General features: G+C 61.9%; 12 protein-coding genes, 1 pseudogene and 1 riboswitch. Of the genes and pseudogenes, 9 read left to right on the top strand and 4 right to left on the bottom strand.

All coding sequences use genetic code 11. The features are described from left to right. Positions 1–80: 80 nt before the first annotated feature. Positions 81–256, bottom strand: a riboswitch (cobalamin riboswitch). Between the two features lie 294 nt (positions 257–550). Then, positions 551–1,417 (top strand): GHMP kinase, encoded by an 867-nt coding sequence (locus tag QY76_RS10235; protein ID WP_045427483.1) that lies wholly within the window; start codon positions 551–553, stop codon positions 1,415–1,417. Positions 1,418–1,445: 28 nt separating this feature from the next. Here QY76_RS10235 and QY76_RS10230 read toward each other — a convergent pair whose 3' ends face one another. After that, entirely contained in the window at positions 1,446–1,691 is a 246-nt protein-coding gene (locus QY76_RS10230) for an SAM-dependent methyltransferase (protein WP_081854125.1), read from the bottom strand. A 602-nt stretch (positions 1,692–2,293) separates the two neighbouring features. Between QY76_RS10230 and QY76_RS10225 the strand changes: the two genes are divergently transcribed. Beyond that, positions 2,294–3,022 carry a hypothetical protein gene (locus tag QY76_RS10225; protein ID WP_045427309.1) on the top strand — a complete coding sequence of 243 codons (729 nt, stop codon included), beginning with the start codon at positions 2,294–2,296 and terminating at the stop codon, positions 3,020–3,022. A gap of 90 nt (positions 3,023–3,112) precedes the next feature. Here QY76_RS10225 and QY76_RS10220 read toward each other — a convergent pair. The 3 genes and pseudogenes from QY76_RS10220 to xapA all read right to left on the bottom strand — a co-directional run. After that, a pseudogene (locus QY76_RS10220) lies at positions 3,113–3,528 on the bottom strand (type I restriction endonuclease subunit R); the annotation flags it as partial. Between the two features lie 95 nt (positions 3,529–3,623). Further along, entirely contained in the window at positions 3,624–4,883 is a 1,260-nt protein-coding gene (locus tag QY76_RS10215; RefSeq protein ID WP_034164868.1) for a NupC/NupG family nucleoside CNT transporter, read from the bottom strand. Between the two features lie 25 nt (positions 4,884–4,908). Continuing rightward, positions 4,909–5,736 (bottom strand): xanthosine phosphorylase, encoded by an 828-nt coding sequence (gene xapA, locus QY76_RS10210; protein WP_045427303.1) that lies wholly within the window; start codon positions 5,734–5,736, stop codon positions 4,909–4,911. A gap of 230 nt (positions 5,737–5,966) precedes the next feature. Between xapA and QY76_RS10205 the strand changes: the two genes are divergently transcribed. From QY76_RS10205 to QY76_RS10175, 7 genes are all read left to right on the top strand, one after another. Continuing rightward, the gene (locus tag QY76_RS10205; RefSeq protein ID WP_235439375.1) at positions 5,967–7,031 is read left to right on the top strand and encodes a LysR family transcriptional regulator; all 1,065 of its coding nucleotides are present in this window, start codon (positions 5,967–5,969) and stop codon (positions 7,029–7,031) included. Between the two features lie 331 nt (positions 7,032–7,362). Next, positions 7,363–9,189, top strand: coding sequence for a two-component system sensor histidine kinase AtoS (gene atoS, locus QY76_RS10200; RefSeq protein WP_071844158.1), 1,827 nt, complete (start codon positions 7,363–7,365; stop codon positions 9,187–9,189). Further along, complete coding sequence (atoC, locus tag QY76_RS10195; RefSeq protein ID WP_045427297.1) at positions 9,186–10,583, top strand: acetoacetate metabolism transcriptional regulator AtoC; 1,398 nt, start codon at positions 9,186–9,188, stop codon at positions 10,581–10,583. Before atoS ends, atoC begins: the two co-directional genes overlap by 4 nt. Before the next feature lie 290 nt (positions 10,584–10,873). Beyond that, on the top strand, positions 10,874–11,536 hold the full coding sequence (gene atoD / locus QY76_RS10190) for an acetate CoA-transferase subunit alpha (RefSeq protein ID WP_034164862.1): 663 nt from the start codon (positions 10,874–10,876) through the stop codon (positions 11,534–11,536). After that, the gene (locus QY76_RS10185) at positions 11,536–12,186 is read left to right on the top strand and encodes a 3-oxoacid CoA-transferase subunit B (RefSeq protein WP_034164861.1); all 651 of its coding nucleotides are present in this window, start codon (positions 11,536–11,538) and stop codon (positions 12,184–12,186) included. The genes atoD and QY76_RS10185 overlap by 1 nt, the downstream gene beginning before the upstream one ends. Continuing rightward, complete coding sequence (locus tag QY76_RS10180) at positions 12,183–13,505, top strand: TIGR00366 family protein (protein WP_034164860.1); 1,323 nt, start codon at positions 12,183–12,185, stop codon at positions 13,503–13,505. The genes QY76_RS10185 and QY76_RS10180 overlap by 4 nt, the downstream gene beginning before the upstream one ends. A 33-nt stretch (positions 13,506–13,538) precedes the next feature. After that, positions 13,539–14,723 carry an acetyl-CoA C-acetyltransferase gene (locus QY76_RS10175; protein ID WP_045427294.1) on the top strand — a complete coding sequence of 395 codons (1,185 nt, stop codon included), beginning with the start codon at positions 13,539–13,541 and terminating at the stop codon, positions 14,721–14,723. The last annotated feature ends 398 nt before the right edge of the window (positions 14,724–15,121 follow it).

The raw sequence follows: 15,121 nt of genomic DNA, 5'->3' as shown, positions 1-15,121 counted from the left end.
AGGGTGGTTGGAGGGTATAGATACACCGCTACCCAGTCTTGCGACTGTATGCATCAGATCAACCCACTTCCCACCGAAGTTGTTGGTAGTTACCGACGGGCAGGTCTTCTGGCTTAGCGTCCTCCTCGCCCGTCCTTCCCAATCTTGCGATCAGTGGTGTACACGGGGTCGTCAGCATCACAGCAGCGGGGGCTGCGGGGGATTTACACCCCCTTCCCTACCATTAATATGGCAAACCTGTCGGCTTAAATGATGAGCGGGCAACGCTCGCCCATCATCACAAATAGATATTCATACTCACTCCTGCGCGGCCCTCGTCGCCCGTCGCAGAAGAAAAGACGGCGCAATTTAGCATAAAAACAGCATGATGGTACGTCATTCCACCCGTTATTATCATGCCAATAGATTCGCCACCGATCATCAGACTATCACCATAGCACGCTTTTCTCCCGCAATCCCTCCGGCGCGGCAGGGCTAGGGTGAAAAGCGTGGCTTTCCTGCCGTCGTCATGCCACTATGCGGCGAAATTATCGGTTCAAAAGGTGAAGGCGTGGCGGTTGCGCAGTGCCCCGCATCATGCGGAGAGCTCATTCAAGGCTGGATTTTAGGCAGCGAGAAGTTGGTCTCCTGCCCCGTCGCCTGGTACAGCACGGTCGAAGTCTGCGACGGCGCGCCGCGGGCGCAGGAGCGCCCGCTCTCCCGAATGATGATCGAACGCCTGCTGCACCACTGGGGCTACCCGGCGCAGATGAGCCAAGCGTTGCGCATCGAGACTCACTCGACCATCCCCCAGGCCAAGGGAATGGCCAGCAGCACGGCGGACATCGCCGCCACCGCCGTAGCGGCCGCGCACCATCTGGGGCGACGGCTGGACGAACCGACGCTGGCAGCGCTGTGTGTCTCGCTGGAGCCCACCGACAGCACCCTGTTTCGCCAGCTGACCCTGTTCGATCATAACGATGCCTCCACCCAGGTAGCCTGCGGCAGCGCGCCTGAACTGGATGTGTTGCTGCTCGAAAGCCCGCTGACCCTGCGCACCGCCGACTACCACCGCCGCGCGCGCCAGAGGGCGTTACTGGCGGAGGCGCCAGCGCTGCAACGCGCCTGGCGACGGCTGCAGGAGGGATGCCAGCGCCAAGATCCTTACCGCCTGGGAGAGGCGGCCACCCTCAGCGCCATCGCCAGCCAGCGGCTGTTGCCGAAGGCGGATTTCCCCGCGCTGCTGGCCATGGTGGAGACGTTTGGCCTATTTGGCGTCAACGTGGCGCACAGCGGCAGCGTGGTGGGACTGCTGCTGGATCGTCGCCGGCACGATGTCGAGGCGCTGAGGCGCCACCTCATGCAGCACGGGTTAACGCGCCACTGGCCCACCCAGCATCTGCTCAGCACGGTGCCGGGAGGGGTCACCCTACTGTAGCGGGCGCCCTCCCTACCTTGCCCTGGCCTCACGGTGCGACGGCGTAATTGACCAGCAGCGCATTAATTTGCGCCAGGGGTAGCGGATGAAGGTTCGCGGATTGGCCGACGTCGATAACCAGACCGTCGGCGGGGGCCAGCTCAAGGAGCTCGGGGTTGACCTGGCGATCGCGAACGATCACCTCCGCCCGGCGAATACAGCGTAAACCTTTTACCGTAGTCAGCGACGCATCGCAGGGGCCGGCGCCGACGAGCCAAACTTTTCCGTTATTCATCTCCTTATCCTCGGATAAAATTCGCAGATCCGCCGCGAAGGGATTAATAATACCGATTGCCACGACATACATTTTCGCCACCAATAAAAAATGGAGGCCGCCGGCGCGATTTATTCATGTACAGAATAATCTTATAATATATATTAATAGAATTATATCACATTGACTGGTGAGAAAATAAAAACGCAGCCTATCGTTATCCTGCGACGCAATATGCGTATATATCGCTTATCGGATCATCCTATTTATGCCACGCCGCGCCGGCGCCAATAAGCTACCAGTAATAGGCGGTGCGAGGCCGCTCGCCTTCTGAACGCACCAGAAAACCGCGCGTCCGTGCGCATTCCCTCCTTAGGGCTCTCTGACAGCGCATCGCCACGCGCAGCAGCCACAAAAAACAGATGGTCCGGTCTCTATCAACAATAATTAAACAAATAGCGATACATGCTATCAAATAAGCAATACACAGATACAATCACCTATATAAAGCGATAACGCTGAAGCGATAACGCTGAAGCGATACATGACTATTTGACGAAGATCATAGTCATATCGAAAAAAAATATTTCCCTTTCACTTTCGGCATATAACGAGTGTACGCAATGAACATTAACAGCCTGCTGCATTTTTTTCAGAAAAACCATAGTTATGATATAAAAGGAAATGAACCCAGCCACGTCGACGGGGTGAATCTGGCCAGCTTTAGAAAAATAGCAGAAGAGAGCCATGATGTTCGCATTACATTCGATCTCAGCATGCGCCAGTGCGATGACCTGCTAAAGCTCGGCTTCCATAAGCCCCTGGATAAAATCCAGGTGCTCTGCGATATCGGCACCGATTTAGCTAACAGGCTGATTATGGAGGCCACGTCTATCTCTCATGCCCGCCATGCGGTGAATATCCGGCTGCAGCAGGATATTGACTCCTATATCGGCTCACGCGCCAATGCAGTGCTCGACGACGTGCGACACCAGCGACAGAGAGAGATCCCCAAAAGCGCCCGCGCAGAGATCGTGCGATCTGCGATGATCGAGGGCGGCTACAAAAAAATCGCGGAAGAAAAAAGCGATGATAAATTACTGAGCTTTGCCAGACCCGGCCTAACCGCCGAGATAAATAGCTTGGCCGGCCAAAAATTATCGTTAACCAGCCGGGAAACCAACTATTTAACTAAGGAGATCACGCCGCTCATCTGCGATCTCACCTACGACGCCATCGTCTCTCACCCCGAGATCGGTCAACAGCACCTGCAGCAACAGCATTATACGCCGGTGGCGCAGGTATTAGCGCTGGTCAGAGAGAAAGCGGAGCGGTGGCTCGCGGAGCATTGATCGCCGCCCTGCCCGTGACCCCTACGCTCGCAGCACCGCACGCAGCTGTTCAGTATCATTATTGTTTTTGACACCGGCAAAGATAGCTCACCGCTGGTGATACAGATGCGGCAGCCGCTTATATTCAGAGCTCATGGCGCGGTACAGCCCGGCAATATCCTTGATGTCGTATCCCCCTGCGTCCGGGAGGCGAGATCCTGATATTTACCGATAGTCGTGTCCAGCCCGGCCAAAATGCCGCAATAATCAATCAGCAGGCCAAACTTTTTCAGGGGATGCAGCCGGTTCACCCGGGCAATCGCCTGAACAAGGCTGTGGGACTTAAGCGGCCCGTCGATATACAGCAGGCTATTCTTCGGCTCATCAAACCCGGTGAGCAGTTTATCAACGACGATCAGCAAGTGACGCTTATCATCACTATCGAAACGACTGATGATATTGCGGGTGTATACGGATTCATCCTGCGTGCCGACGTTATCTTTCCACCATTTCGTCACTTCCGGCAGGGTCACGGCGATCCATACTGCCGCGCTCCCCCAGACCGCCGCCGCCGGCGGATAAACAGGGGCGCCGAGGCGCCCCAAAGTCCAGGATGGCGCGCCTAGCTTAAGGAGAAGAAGATGCCGGCGATGACGGCGCTCATCAGGTTGGAGCAGGTGGCGGCCAGCACGGTCCGCAGGCCGTAACGGGCGATAAAGGCGGATCGGGAGGGGCAAAGCGTGCCGAGGCCGCCGATCAGGATCCCCATGGAGGCCAGGTTGGCAAAGCCGCATAGGGCAAAACTGATGATCACCTTGGATTTCTCCTCCAGCACCTGCAGGCCGGCCGCGCTCACCACACTGCTCTCCTTGAGATAGGGGGCGAGATCGCTGTAGGCCACAAACTCGTTCACCACCAGCTTCTTGCCGATCATGGCCCCGGCGATGCCGATGTCCGCCAAGGGTACCCCGAGCAGGAACGCGAGCGGCGAGAAGATCCAGCCGAGGATCAGCTCAAGCGAGAGCGGCATACCCACCATCTCCCCCGCCCCCGCCAGCAGCGTGTTGACCAGCGTCACCAAGCCGATCATCGCGATCAGCATGGCGCCGATGGCGGCCGCCAGCTTGAGGCCGCTGCTGGCCCCCTCGCCCGCCGCCGCCAGCAGGTTCTCCGGCTTATGGCCATCAAACTGGATGCTGTTGTCGAAGGCATAGTTCGGCTGCGTGGTCTCGGGAACGATCAGCTTGGCAAACAGCAGCCCGCCCGGCGCCGCCATAAAGGAGGCGGCCAGCAGATATTGCATGTTCACGCCCATCATGGCGTAACCCGCCAGCACGGTACCCGAGACCGAGGCCATGCCGCCGCACATCACCGCGAAAAACTCAGAGTCGCTCATTTTGGACATGTAGGGCTTGACCACCAGCGGCGCCTCGCTCTGACCGACGAAGACGTTGGCCACCGCCGACATGGATTCGGTCTGGGAGGTGCCGAGCAGGCGAGCCATGGCGCCGCCGATGAAACGGATCACCATTTGCATGACGCCCAGGTAGTAGAGCACGGCAATCAGCGCCGAGAAGAAGACCACCAGCGGCAACACATTCAGGGCAAAGACAAAGCCGATGCCCTCTACCGAGAAGTTGACCAGGTTGCCAAACAGGAAGTGAATGCCCGACTTGCCGCTTGCCAACACCGCCTCGACGCCATGCGCCATCCCCTCCAGCGCCCGCCGTCCCTGCGGCACGTACAGCACCAGAGCACCGATGGCGACCTGCAAGAGCAGGGCCAGCCCCACCGTGCGCAGGCGAATGGCCCGGCGGTTGGTCGATGCGAGCACGGCGATAAGGATTAGCGCCGCGATACCGAGAAATCCTGCTGCAAACATAGCTGGCCTCCTTGTCTTGCTCTACCTACTGGAAATGGTGGCGGATAAACGCATCGATGAGGCGAATAAAATCCGTTTCCGCCAGCTTGGCGCACCTGAGGGTCTGCTCATGGGAAAGCTGCACGTCGCCGAGCCCCTCCGCCATGTTGGTGATGGCGCAGATGGCCAACACCGCTAAACCGCAATGGGCGGCGCTCACCACCTCGGGCACCACCGACATGCCGACCACGTCGCCGCCCATCCGCTGCATCATGCGGATCTCGGCGGCGGTCTCGAAGCAGGGGCCACTGTAGGAGACGAACACGCCCTGATTGACGGCAATCCCCTCCCGCTCGGCCAGGGCCAAGGCCTCGCCGCGCAAGGTCTTATCATAGGCGTTAGCCAGGCTGAAAAAGCGTGGACCGTAGGCCTCGTCGTTAGCGCCGGTCATCGGGGTTCCCGGCATGGTATTGATATGATCGTTAAAAATGACCAGCGAACCGACGCCGATGCGCTCCGGCCGCAGAGAGCCGGCGGCGTTGGTCACCAGCAGTAACTCGCAGCCGAGGCGTTTAAAGGTGCGCACCGGGCTGGTCATCACCTTCATGGTTTCGTGTTCGTAGTAATGGCCGCGCCCCTTCATGCAGATCACCTCCACCCCGTGCAGCTTACCCAGAACCAGTTCGCCGCTATGTCCGGCGACGGTACTGACCGGGAAGCCATCCAGCGCCTCGTAGGGGATGACGACCTTCTCCTCTAGCGCATCGGCTAGCACGCCGAGGCCGGAGCCGAGGATCATGGCCGCGCGGGGGGCGAAGCCGGGTTTATGCTCGAGAATGGTGGCGACGGCGTTGAGAACCGGATCGTGTGACATGCGCTATACCTCTTGAGGGTGTAAATGAGACGTTGAGCTCACTCTAGGAGAGGTACTGGCAGATAAAAATCGCTAAAATCGGTCTAACTATCCTGATTTTCGGCACAATAAAGCCACGGAGAGCGGCCGAAAATGGGATTGACACGCCAAGGTTGGGCTGATGGGGGCCGTTTGGCGGCCATTTATCCCCGGATTGCAGAAAGAGTTAAGTAAAAAACGCAGGCAACGGTGTGAGGCGGAGCGGGAATCGCCCGCGCACCGATCCGCGAACCGACGCCCTCGGCGCTGCGATCTTTGACCGGGATCGCACCGGCGTCCCCCATCCACGAGAGCAGGAGAGCCGTCCATTGTCCCTCGACAACCACTGGCGCGATCGCGTCTCCCTCAAGATGCTACGCTACTTTCACGCGGTGGCCAGCCACGGCCACTTCAGCCGTGCCGCCGAGCGGCTCAATGTCTCCAAGTCGCCGCTTAGCGCCCAGATCCGGGAGCTCGAATCCCTGCTGGGGGCGGCGCTGTTCGATCGCCATACCCGCCAGGTGAGCCTCACGCCGACCGGCCATCTGCTGCTGGCCGAATGCACCCTGTTGTTCGACATGCTGGAGAGTAGCCTCAACCGGGTGGTACAGGCGGGTCGCAGAGAGCGCAACCAGATCCGCATCGGGCTGATCAGCACCGTTTTCTGGGCCGGCTTTGGTGAGGTGATCCGCCAGTGTCACCAACGCTACCCCGAGTTGCAGATCAGCTTTACCGAGCTCTCTCCTGAGCGGCAAAAGCAGGCGCTGCTCAGCAGAGAGATCGATCTCGGCCTCGCCCGTTTCGCCGACACCATCAATATTCACCCGCTGTTGGCCGAGAGCCTCTATCGCGAATCGATGATAGTAGTGGTATCGGACGAGCATCCCCTACGCGATCGCAAGCGCGTCTCCTTGACCGAGCTCGCGGAGGAAGCCTTCGTATTGATGAGTCGCGCCAACTCCGCCTCGACCAACCTCATCATCAACTCTTGCCTGATGGAGGGCTTCTACCCCCGGCTCAATCAGGAGGTGGTCGAACCCAACACCCTGATGGCGGTGGTGGCCACCAGCCAGCAGGTGGCGCTGGTACCGGCCAGCTACAGCCGCCAGAAATGGCCCCATGTGCGTTTTATCCGCCTCCAACAAGCCATTCCCGCCGACCTCTGCGTGCTCTACTCTCCCCCCGGCGAGACGCCGCCGGCGGCAACGGCGCTGCGACACGTCATCGACACCATGGATGAGCTCATCAATTCGGGGGAGCGCCGGGGCGCGCTCTAACGATCGCCACCTAGGGCGTGTCCCGTAACTGTGCGCGGCGTCGACGCTCACGACCCGTTACGGGACACAGGCCACCCCACGCTGAGCGTCTGATGGCCATCGCTCAGAGACTTGACGCCGACGCCGAGACGGCTGCGGCGCCTCGCACCCGCCCAGCAATCCCCAGCGGCCGGCGGGCCGCCTCTCTCCCCCTGCCATCGCGGCATCCCCGCGGCGCGGCGCCGCCGCACATATGTGCCGCACTTGCCGGAACATGATGCGCCGCTGAGAAACCGCCGGCGCAAACGTCGATAATGGGGGTTTGCCTACGCCGAGCCACCGGGATACCTGCATGCGCTTTTTAAGAGGGTTATACCCACGACGATTACGCAATCAAATGATACTCATGGCGATCCTGATGGTCATCGTGCCGACGCTGTCGATTGGCTATATCGTCGAGATCGAGGGGCGCTCCGCGGTGCTGGCCGAAAAAGAGAAAAAGCTGGCCGCCGTCGTCCAGCTGCTCGACCAGGCGCTGGGCGAACGCCTAGACTCTTTCGCGGCGCTGCCGCGCGCTGAGCGTATCCGGGCGCTGAATGTCGAGCTTAGCCCCATCACCGAGCACATCACCCAGGCGTTTCCCGGCATCGGCGCGGGCTACTACAGCAAAACGCTGGATGCGATTATTACCTATGCCCCGTTCACGCTGTATCAAAGCAACGTCGGCGTGACCATTGCCGCCGACCACCCCGGGCGCGAAGTGATGCGCAGCGATATACCGCTCGTCTTTTCCGGCCGCCAGGTGCGCGGCGATATTCTCAACTCGATGCGTCCCATTCGGCGAGACGGCGAGGTGACGGGCTACATCTGGGCCAACGAGCTGACGCAGGATATTCACCGTCAGGCCAGGCAAATGGATCTGCGCATCATGGCGGCGCTGGCGACGGGCCTGCTGTGTAGCCTGCTGCTGATCGTCCTCTTTTCACGGCGCTTCAGCGCCAATATCGACATCATCACCGAGGGGCTCTCGACGCTGGCGCATAAAACGCCGGCGCCGCTCCCCGAGCTGCCCGGCGAACTGGGGCAAATCAGTCGCAGCGTCAACGCGCTGGCGCAAACGCTGCGTGAGACCAAGACCCTTAACGATCTGATCATTGAAAACGCCGCCGACGGGGTGATCGCCATCGACAGGCTGGGCGCGGTCACCACCATCAATCCGGCGGCAGAGGCCATCACCGGCTATACGCTGGATGAGCTGGTCGGGCAGCCCTACGCCGCCCTGTTCTCCGATTCTCATTTCGCCAGTCCGGTGCTGGATACCCTGGCGCACGGTACCGCACACCTGGCGCAAGAGGTCAGCTTCCCGGCGCGTCATCGAACCATCGAACTCAGCGTTACCACCAGCCGCATCCACAATCCCCATGGCGAACTGATGGGGGCGTTGGTGATTTTTTCCGACCTGACCGCCCGCAAAGAGACCCAGCGCCGCCTGGCGCAAACCGAAAGGCTTGCCACGCTGGGCGAGCTGATGGCCGGCGTCGCCCATGAGGTGCGCAATCCGCTGACCGCCATCCGCGGCTACGTACAGATCATCCGTTCGCAGACCGCCCTGCCTGCGCATCAGGAGTACCTGTCCGTGGTACTGAAAGAGATTGACTCCATTAATAAAGTCATTCAGCAGCTGCTCGACTTCTCCCGGCCGCGGCAAAGCCAGTGGCAGCGGGTGTCGCTCAATGCGCTGATCGAAGAGGCGCTGATCCTGGTGCAAACCTCCGGGGTTCAGGCGCGGGTCGCCTTCCACTGCGCGCTAGACAGGACGCTGCCGGCGATCGTGGCCGATCGCGAGCTGCTCAAGCAGGTGCTGCTGAACATCTTAATCAATGCGGTGCAGGCCATCAGCGCGCGCGGCGAGATTCGCATACGCACCTGGCAACCCACCCCCGCGCAGCAGGCGGTGGCGATAGAGGACAGCGGCTGCGGCATCGATATCGCGCTACAGAAGAAAATCTTCGATCCCTTCTTCACCACCAAGGCCTCGGGGACCGGCCTGGGACTGGCGCTGAGCCAGCGCATCATCAACGCCCACCGGGGGGATATTGACGTGGTCAGCACGCCGGGAGGCGGTTCGACCTTTATCCTCACGTTACCGCTCAATCCACCGGAGAGCCCAGCAGAATGAAAGCCCACTACCGTATTCTCATCGTGGATGACGAAGATAATGTGCGCCGCATGCTCACCACCGCGTTGACGCTCCAGGGACATGAAGCACTCACCGCCAGCCACGGCGCCGAGGCGCTGCAGCGCTTTGCCGACGCGCCGCCGGACGTGGTGCTGATGGATATCCGCATGCCGACCATGAACGGAATCGACGCCCTGAAAGTCATGCGCACCCGGCAGCCGCGCACGCCCGTCATTCTGATGACCGCCTACGCCGAGGTAGAGACCGCCGTCGAGGCGCTGCGCAGCGGCGCATTCGATTATGTGATCAAACCCTTCGATCTGGATGAGCTGAACTTACTGATCCAGCGCGCGCTGCAGCTGCAGGCGATGAAGCAGGAGATCCGCAGCCTGCATCAGGCCCTGAGTACCCACTGGCAGTGGGGGCATATCCTGACCAACAGCCCGCGCATGATGGAGATTTGCAAAGACACCGCGAAAATTGCCCTTTCGCAGGCCAACGTTCTGATCAGCGGAGAGAGCGGAACCGGCAAGGAGCTGATTGCCCGCGCCATTCACTATGGCTCGCGCCGTGCAAACGGCCCCTTTATCAAAATCAACTGCGCCGCCCTGCCGGAGTCGCTGCTGGAAAGCGAGCTGTTCGGCCATGAGAAGGGGGCATTCACCGGCGCACAGGCCCTGCGCCAGGGCCTGTTTGAGCGCGCCCACCGGGGTACCCTGCTACTGGATGAAATCGGCGAAATGCCGCTGCCGCTGCAGGCCAAGCTGCTGCGGATCCTGCAGGAAAGGGAGTTCGAGCGCGTGGGGGGACATCAAACCATTCAGGTGGATATCCGCATCGTGGCCGCCACCAACCGAGATTTGCAGGCAATGGTGCGCGAGGGCAGCTTCCGTAACGATCTCTTCTATCGCCTGAACGTCATTCATCTGCAGCTGCCGCCGCTGCGCGAACGGCGGCAGGACATCGCCCTGCTCGCCAACCATTTCTTACAAAAGTTCAGCGCGGAGAATCAGCGCGACATGATTGAGATCGATCCTGCCGCCCTGTCGCTGCTCAACGACTGGCTCTGGCCGGGCAATATCCGCGAGCTCTCCAACGTCATTGAGCGCGCGGTGGTGATGAGCACCGGCGCGGTCATTTTTGCCGACGATCTGCCGTCCCTGCTGCAGCGGCCCCTCAGCGGCGTCAGCAGCATCGGCGTCGGCACCAACACTCCCCCGCCCGGCGAACGCAATCTGAAAGAGGAGATCAAGCGCGAGGAGCGGCGCATCATCAGCGAAGTGCTCGAGCAGCAGGAGGGAAACCGCACCCGCACCGCCCTCATGCTTGGCATCAGCCGCCGCGCCCTGATGTACAAACTGCAGGAGTACGGCATCGATCCGGCCGGGAGCTAGGACGTGACCCGTCACTGTGCGCGGCATCGACGCTCACGACCCGTTACGGGACTCGCCCTAGGCGCCGCCCATAGCGACGGCGCGCCGAGCGCGACCAGAATCTGCTATGCAGAATTTTGCACAGTGCGCAAAGCGCTGCACAGTACCTCTGCTCACCGCCGCGCGGCGACATCAAACATAATTCATATTATTCAAAAAGATATTCAATAACCCTCTCCTCCGGCCACTCTGGCATCCGGCTTGCTATTCCCTTTAGGTACCTAAATTAAAGTACGTAACAGGGAACAATAATGAAAACCAAGCTGATTACCTTACAGAGTGCTGCCGCGCTGTTTCGCGACGGCATGACCATTATGGTGGGCGGTTTTATGGGCGTAGGCAGCCCACCCCGCCTGATCTCGGCCCTGCTGGAGTCCGGCGTCAGGGACCTGACCCTGATCGCCAACGATACCGCCTTTGTCGATACGGGCATCGGCCCGCTGATCGTCAACGGGCGGGTCAGCCGCGTCATCGCCTCCCACATCGGCACCAACCCGGAAACCGGGCGGCGCATGATTGCCGGGGAGATGGCGGTTCAGCTGGTTCCACAGGGCACCCTGATTGAACAGATCCGCTGCGGCGGCGCCGGACTCGGCGGTTTTCTGACCCCCACCGGCGTCGGCACCGTCGTCGCCGAGGGCAAACAGGCCCTAGAGCTCGACGGCAAAACCTGGCTGCTGGAGCGTCCGCTGCGCGCCGATCTGGCGCTGATCCGCGCCCATCGCGCCGACCCCCTGGGTAACCTGACCTATCAGCTCAGCGCCCGCAACTTTAACCCGCTGATCGCCCTCGCCGCCGACGTCACCCTGGCTGAGCCGGACGAGCTGGTGGAAACCGGCGCGCTGCTGCCTGACCACATCGTGACGCCCGGCGCGGTCATCGACCATATCGTCCTGCCTCAGGAGAATAAATAATGGATGCGAAACTGCGTATTGCGCGCCGCGTGGCGCGAGAGCTGCACGATGGCGACATCGTCAATCTGGGCATTGGCCTGCCGACAATGGTCGCCAACCATCTGCCGCAGGGCATCCACATCACCCTGCAATCGGAAAACGGATTCCTGGGGCTGGGGCCGGTCACCGCCGCCCACCCCGACCTGGTGAACGCCGGGGGACAGCCCTGCGGGATCCTGCCGGGCGCAGCCATGTTCGACAGCGCGCTGTCGTTCGCCCTGATCCGCGGCGGCCACGTGGACGCCTGCGTACTGGGCGGGCTGCAGGTCGATGAACAGGCCAGCCTCGCCAACTGGGTAGTTCCCGGCAAAATGGTGCCGGGCATGGGGGGGGCGATGGATCTGGTCACCGGGGCACGCAGGGTGATCATCGCGATGGAGCACTGCGCCAAGGATGGATCGGCCAAAATTCTCCGCCGCTGCACCATGCCCCTCACCGCCCGCCATGCGGTGCATGTGCTGGTTACCGAGCTGGCGGTATTCCGCTTTACGGACGGTAAAATGTGGCTGACCGAACTCGCCGCAGGGTGCGATCTGGCCACCCTGCGCGCGAAGACCGAGGCCCATTTTGACGTCGCCGCCGATCTGCTGATCATGCGAGGTGACGCATGATTGGCCGCATCTCACGCTTTATGGCGCGCTTCGTCAGCCGCTGGCTGCCCGATCCGCTGATTTTCGCCATGCTGCTGACCCTGCTGACCTTCGGCATCGCGCTGTGGCTGACGCCGCAAACGCCGCTCAGCATGGTGCGCTTCTGGGGCGACGGCTTCTGGAACCTGCTGGCGTTCGGCATGCAGATGGCGCTGATCATCGTGACGGGCCACGCGCTGGCGAGCTCCGCCCCGGTGAAAAGCCTACTGCGCACCGCCGCGTCGGCCGCCAAGACTCCCGCCCAGGGCGTGATGCTGGTGACCTTTTTCGGCTCCGTAGCCTGCGTCATCAACTGGGGATTTGGGCTGGTAGTGGGGGCGATGTTTGCCCGCGAAGTCGCCCGCCGCGTGCCGGGCTCCGACTACCCGCTGCTGATCGCCTGCGCCTACATCGGCTTTCTGACCTGGGGCGGCGGCTTTTCCGGCTCGATGCCCCTGCTGGCGGCCACCCCGGGTAACCCGGTGGAGCACGTCGCCGGGTTAATTCCGGTCAGCGATACCCTCTTCACCGGCTTTAACCTGTTTATCACCCTCGCCCTGATCGTGGTGATGCCCTTTATTACCCGCCTGATGACCCCCAGGCCGTCGGAGGTCGTCAGCATCGATCCGGCCCTGCTGCAGGAGGAGGCCGATTTCCAAAAAAGATTACCGGCCGACGCCCCCCCGTCGGAGAAGCTGGAAGAGAGCCGGACGCTGGCGCTGATCATCGGCGCGCTGGGCATCGCCTATCTGGGGATCTACTTCGTCGAGAAGGGGTTCAACATCACCATCAACACCGTCAACATGATGTTTATGATCGCCGGTCTGCTGCTGCACAAAACGCCGATGGCCTATATGCGCGCCATCAGCGCCGCCGCGCGTAGCACCGCCGGCATTCTGATTCAGTTCCCGTTCTATGCCGGGATCCAGCTGATGATGGAGCACTCCGGCCTCGGCGGCCTGATCACCGAGTTCTTCATCAACGTGGCCAATAAGGACACCTTCCCGCTGATGACCTTCTTCAGCTCTGCGCTGATCAACTTTGCCGTGCCCTCCGGCGGCGGCCACTGGGTCATTCAGGGGCCGTTCGTCCTGCCCGCCGCGCAAACCCTGGGGGCCGATCTCGGTAAATCGGTGATGGCCATCGCCTACGGCGAGCAGTGGATGAACATGGCGCAGCCCTTCTGGGCGCTCCCCGCCCTGGCCATCGCCGGGCTCGGGGTGCGCGACATCATGGGCTACTGCATCACCGCCCTGCTGTTCTCCGGCGTCATTTTTGTCATCGGTCTGACCCTGTTCTGACCGCGCCCTCTCCCCGTTTTTAAGGAACAGAAGATGAAAAATTGTGTCATCGTCAGCGCGGTACGCACCGCCATCGGCAGCTTCAACGGCGCCCTGTCTCAGATGGGTGCCGTCGATCTGGGTGCCACGGTCATCAGGGCCGCCCTGGAACGCGCCCGCCTCGACCCGCAGCGGGTGGATGAGGTGATCATGGGCAACGTGCTGCAGGCCGGCCTGGGGCAAAACCCGGCGCGCCAGGCGCTGCTGCGGGCCGGCCTCAGCGAGGCGGTTTGCGGTTTTACCGTCAACAAGGTCTGCGGATCGGGGCTTAAGAGCGTGGCGCTGGCCGCCCAGGCCATTCAGGCGGGGCAAGCGCAGGCGCTGGTCGCCGGCGGCATGGAAAACATGAGTCAGGCGCCGTACCTGCTGAGTGCAAAGGCGCGCTGGGGCTACCGCCTCGGCGACGGCACGCTGACCGACGTCATCCTGCAGGATGGTCTGCTGTGCGCCACCCACGGCTACCCGATGGGGATCACCGCCGAAAACATCGCCCGCGAATACGGCATCAGCCGTGAGATGCAGGACGCGCTGGCCCTGCACTCCCAGCAAAAGGCGGCCCGCGCCCTCCAGCGCGGCGCGTTTCAAGCCGAGATCGTCCCGGTCAGCGTGACATCGCGTAAAAAAACCACCCTCTTTGAGCGCGACGAATTCCCTAAAGCCGACTCCACGGCGGAAGGGCTTTCCACCCTGCGCCCGGCGTTCGATAAAGCCGGCAGCGTCACCGCCGGCAACGCCTCGGGGATCAACGACGGCGCGGCGGCGCTGGTGGTGATGGAGGAAAGCGCCGCCCGGGCGGCGGGGCTGACGCCGCTGGCGCGGATTAAGGGCTATGCCAGCGCGGGCGTCGCGCCGGCGCTGATGGGGATGGGGCCGGTCCCCGCCGCCCAGAAGGCGCTGCGCCAGTGTGGGCTGCAGATAGCCGACATCGATCTGATCGAGGCCAATGAAGCCTTTGCCGCGCAGTTCCTGGCCGTCGGCAAGACGCTGGGGCTGGATGCCGAGAAGGTCAACGTCAACGGCGGCGCCATCGCGCTGGGTCACCCCATCGGCGCCAGCGGCGCCCGGATCCTGGTCACCCTGCTGCACGCGCTCGCCGCCCGGGACAAAACCCTGGGGCTGGCGACGCTGTGCATCGGCGGCGGCCAGGGGATCGCCCTGATCGTGGAGAGGATCGGCTAAAACCGGAGCGGGCGCGCGTCGGCGCGCCCATCGGCCTGCCCGTTATCCCCCAGCCAGCGACACGCTTCAGCCTGGATGCCCCCCACCCCGCGCAGGCGCGCCCCACGCCGCCATCGCCGCGGCCGCACATTGCCGCACCAAAGAACGCCCCCCCTGCGGCCCGGGGCCACCCCGCCAAGAGGGTCATACGCTTCAAGAGCACGGCCCCTAGCCTACCCCCGCCCTTGCCCCTAACCGGCCCGCCGCCATTGGCCGCCCGGGGCGGCGCTATCCGCGCCTCCGCGCCGGGGGCGTAGCGTGCCCTAGTTCAAGATAGAGTGATCTGTCAATGGATTACCTGCACGTCCCCTGCAACAGGCGAGCGCTATCTGGTATCATAAACCGCAAATTGACTGATT

The sequence above is a fragment of the Edwardsiella sp. EA181011 genome (assembly GCF_000800725.1).
Classification (GTDB): domain Bacteria; phylum Pseudomonadota; class Gammaproteobacteria; order Enterobacterales; family Enterobacteriaceae; genus Edwardsiella; species Edwardsiella anguillarum.
This window is presented reverse-complemented; position numbering and strand designations above follow the sequence as displayed.

Excerpts from the sequence above, each read along its gene's own strand:
- QY76_RS10230 (WP_081854125.1), bottom strand. The coding sequence starts at position 1,691 with ATGAATAACGGAAAAGTTTGGCTCGTCGGCGCCGGCCCCTGCGATGCG.
- QY76_RS10225 (WP_045427309.1), top strand. The coding sequence starts at position 2,294 with ATGAACATTAACAGCCTGCTGCATTTTTTTCAGAAAAACCATAGTTAT.
- QY76_RS10215 (WP_034164868.1), bottom strand. The coding sequence starts at position 4,883 with ATGTTTGCAGCAGGATTTCTCGGTATCGCGGCGCTAATCCTTATCGCC.
- xapA (WP_045427303.1), bottom strand. The coding sequence starts at position 5,736 with ATGTCACACGATCCGGTTCTCAACGCCGTCGCCACCATTCTCGAGCAT.
- atoS (WP_071844158.1), top strand. The coding sequence starts at position 7,363 with ATGCGCTTTTTAAGAGGGTTATACCCACGACGATTACGCAATCAAATG.
- atoC (WP_045427297.1), top strand. The coding sequence starts at position 9,186 with ATGAAAGCCCACTACCGTATTCTCATCGTGGATGACGAAGATAATGTG.
- atoD (WP_034164862.1), top strand. The coding sequence starts at position 10,874 with ATGAAAACCAAGCTGATTACCTTACAGAGTGCTGCCGCGCTGTTTCGC.
- QY76_RS10185 (WP_034164861.1), top strand. The coding sequence starts at position 11,536 with ATGGATGCGAAACTGCGTATTGCGCGCCGCGTGGCGCGAGAGCTGCAC.
- QY76_RS10180 (WP_034164860.1), top strand. The coding sequence starts at position 12,183 with ATGATTGGCCGCATCTCACGCTTTATGGCGCGCTTCGTCAGCCGCTGG.
- QY76_RS10175 (WP_045427294.1), top strand. The coding sequence starts at position 13,539 with ATGAAAAATTGTGTCATCGTCAGCGCGGTACGCACCGCCATCGGCAGC.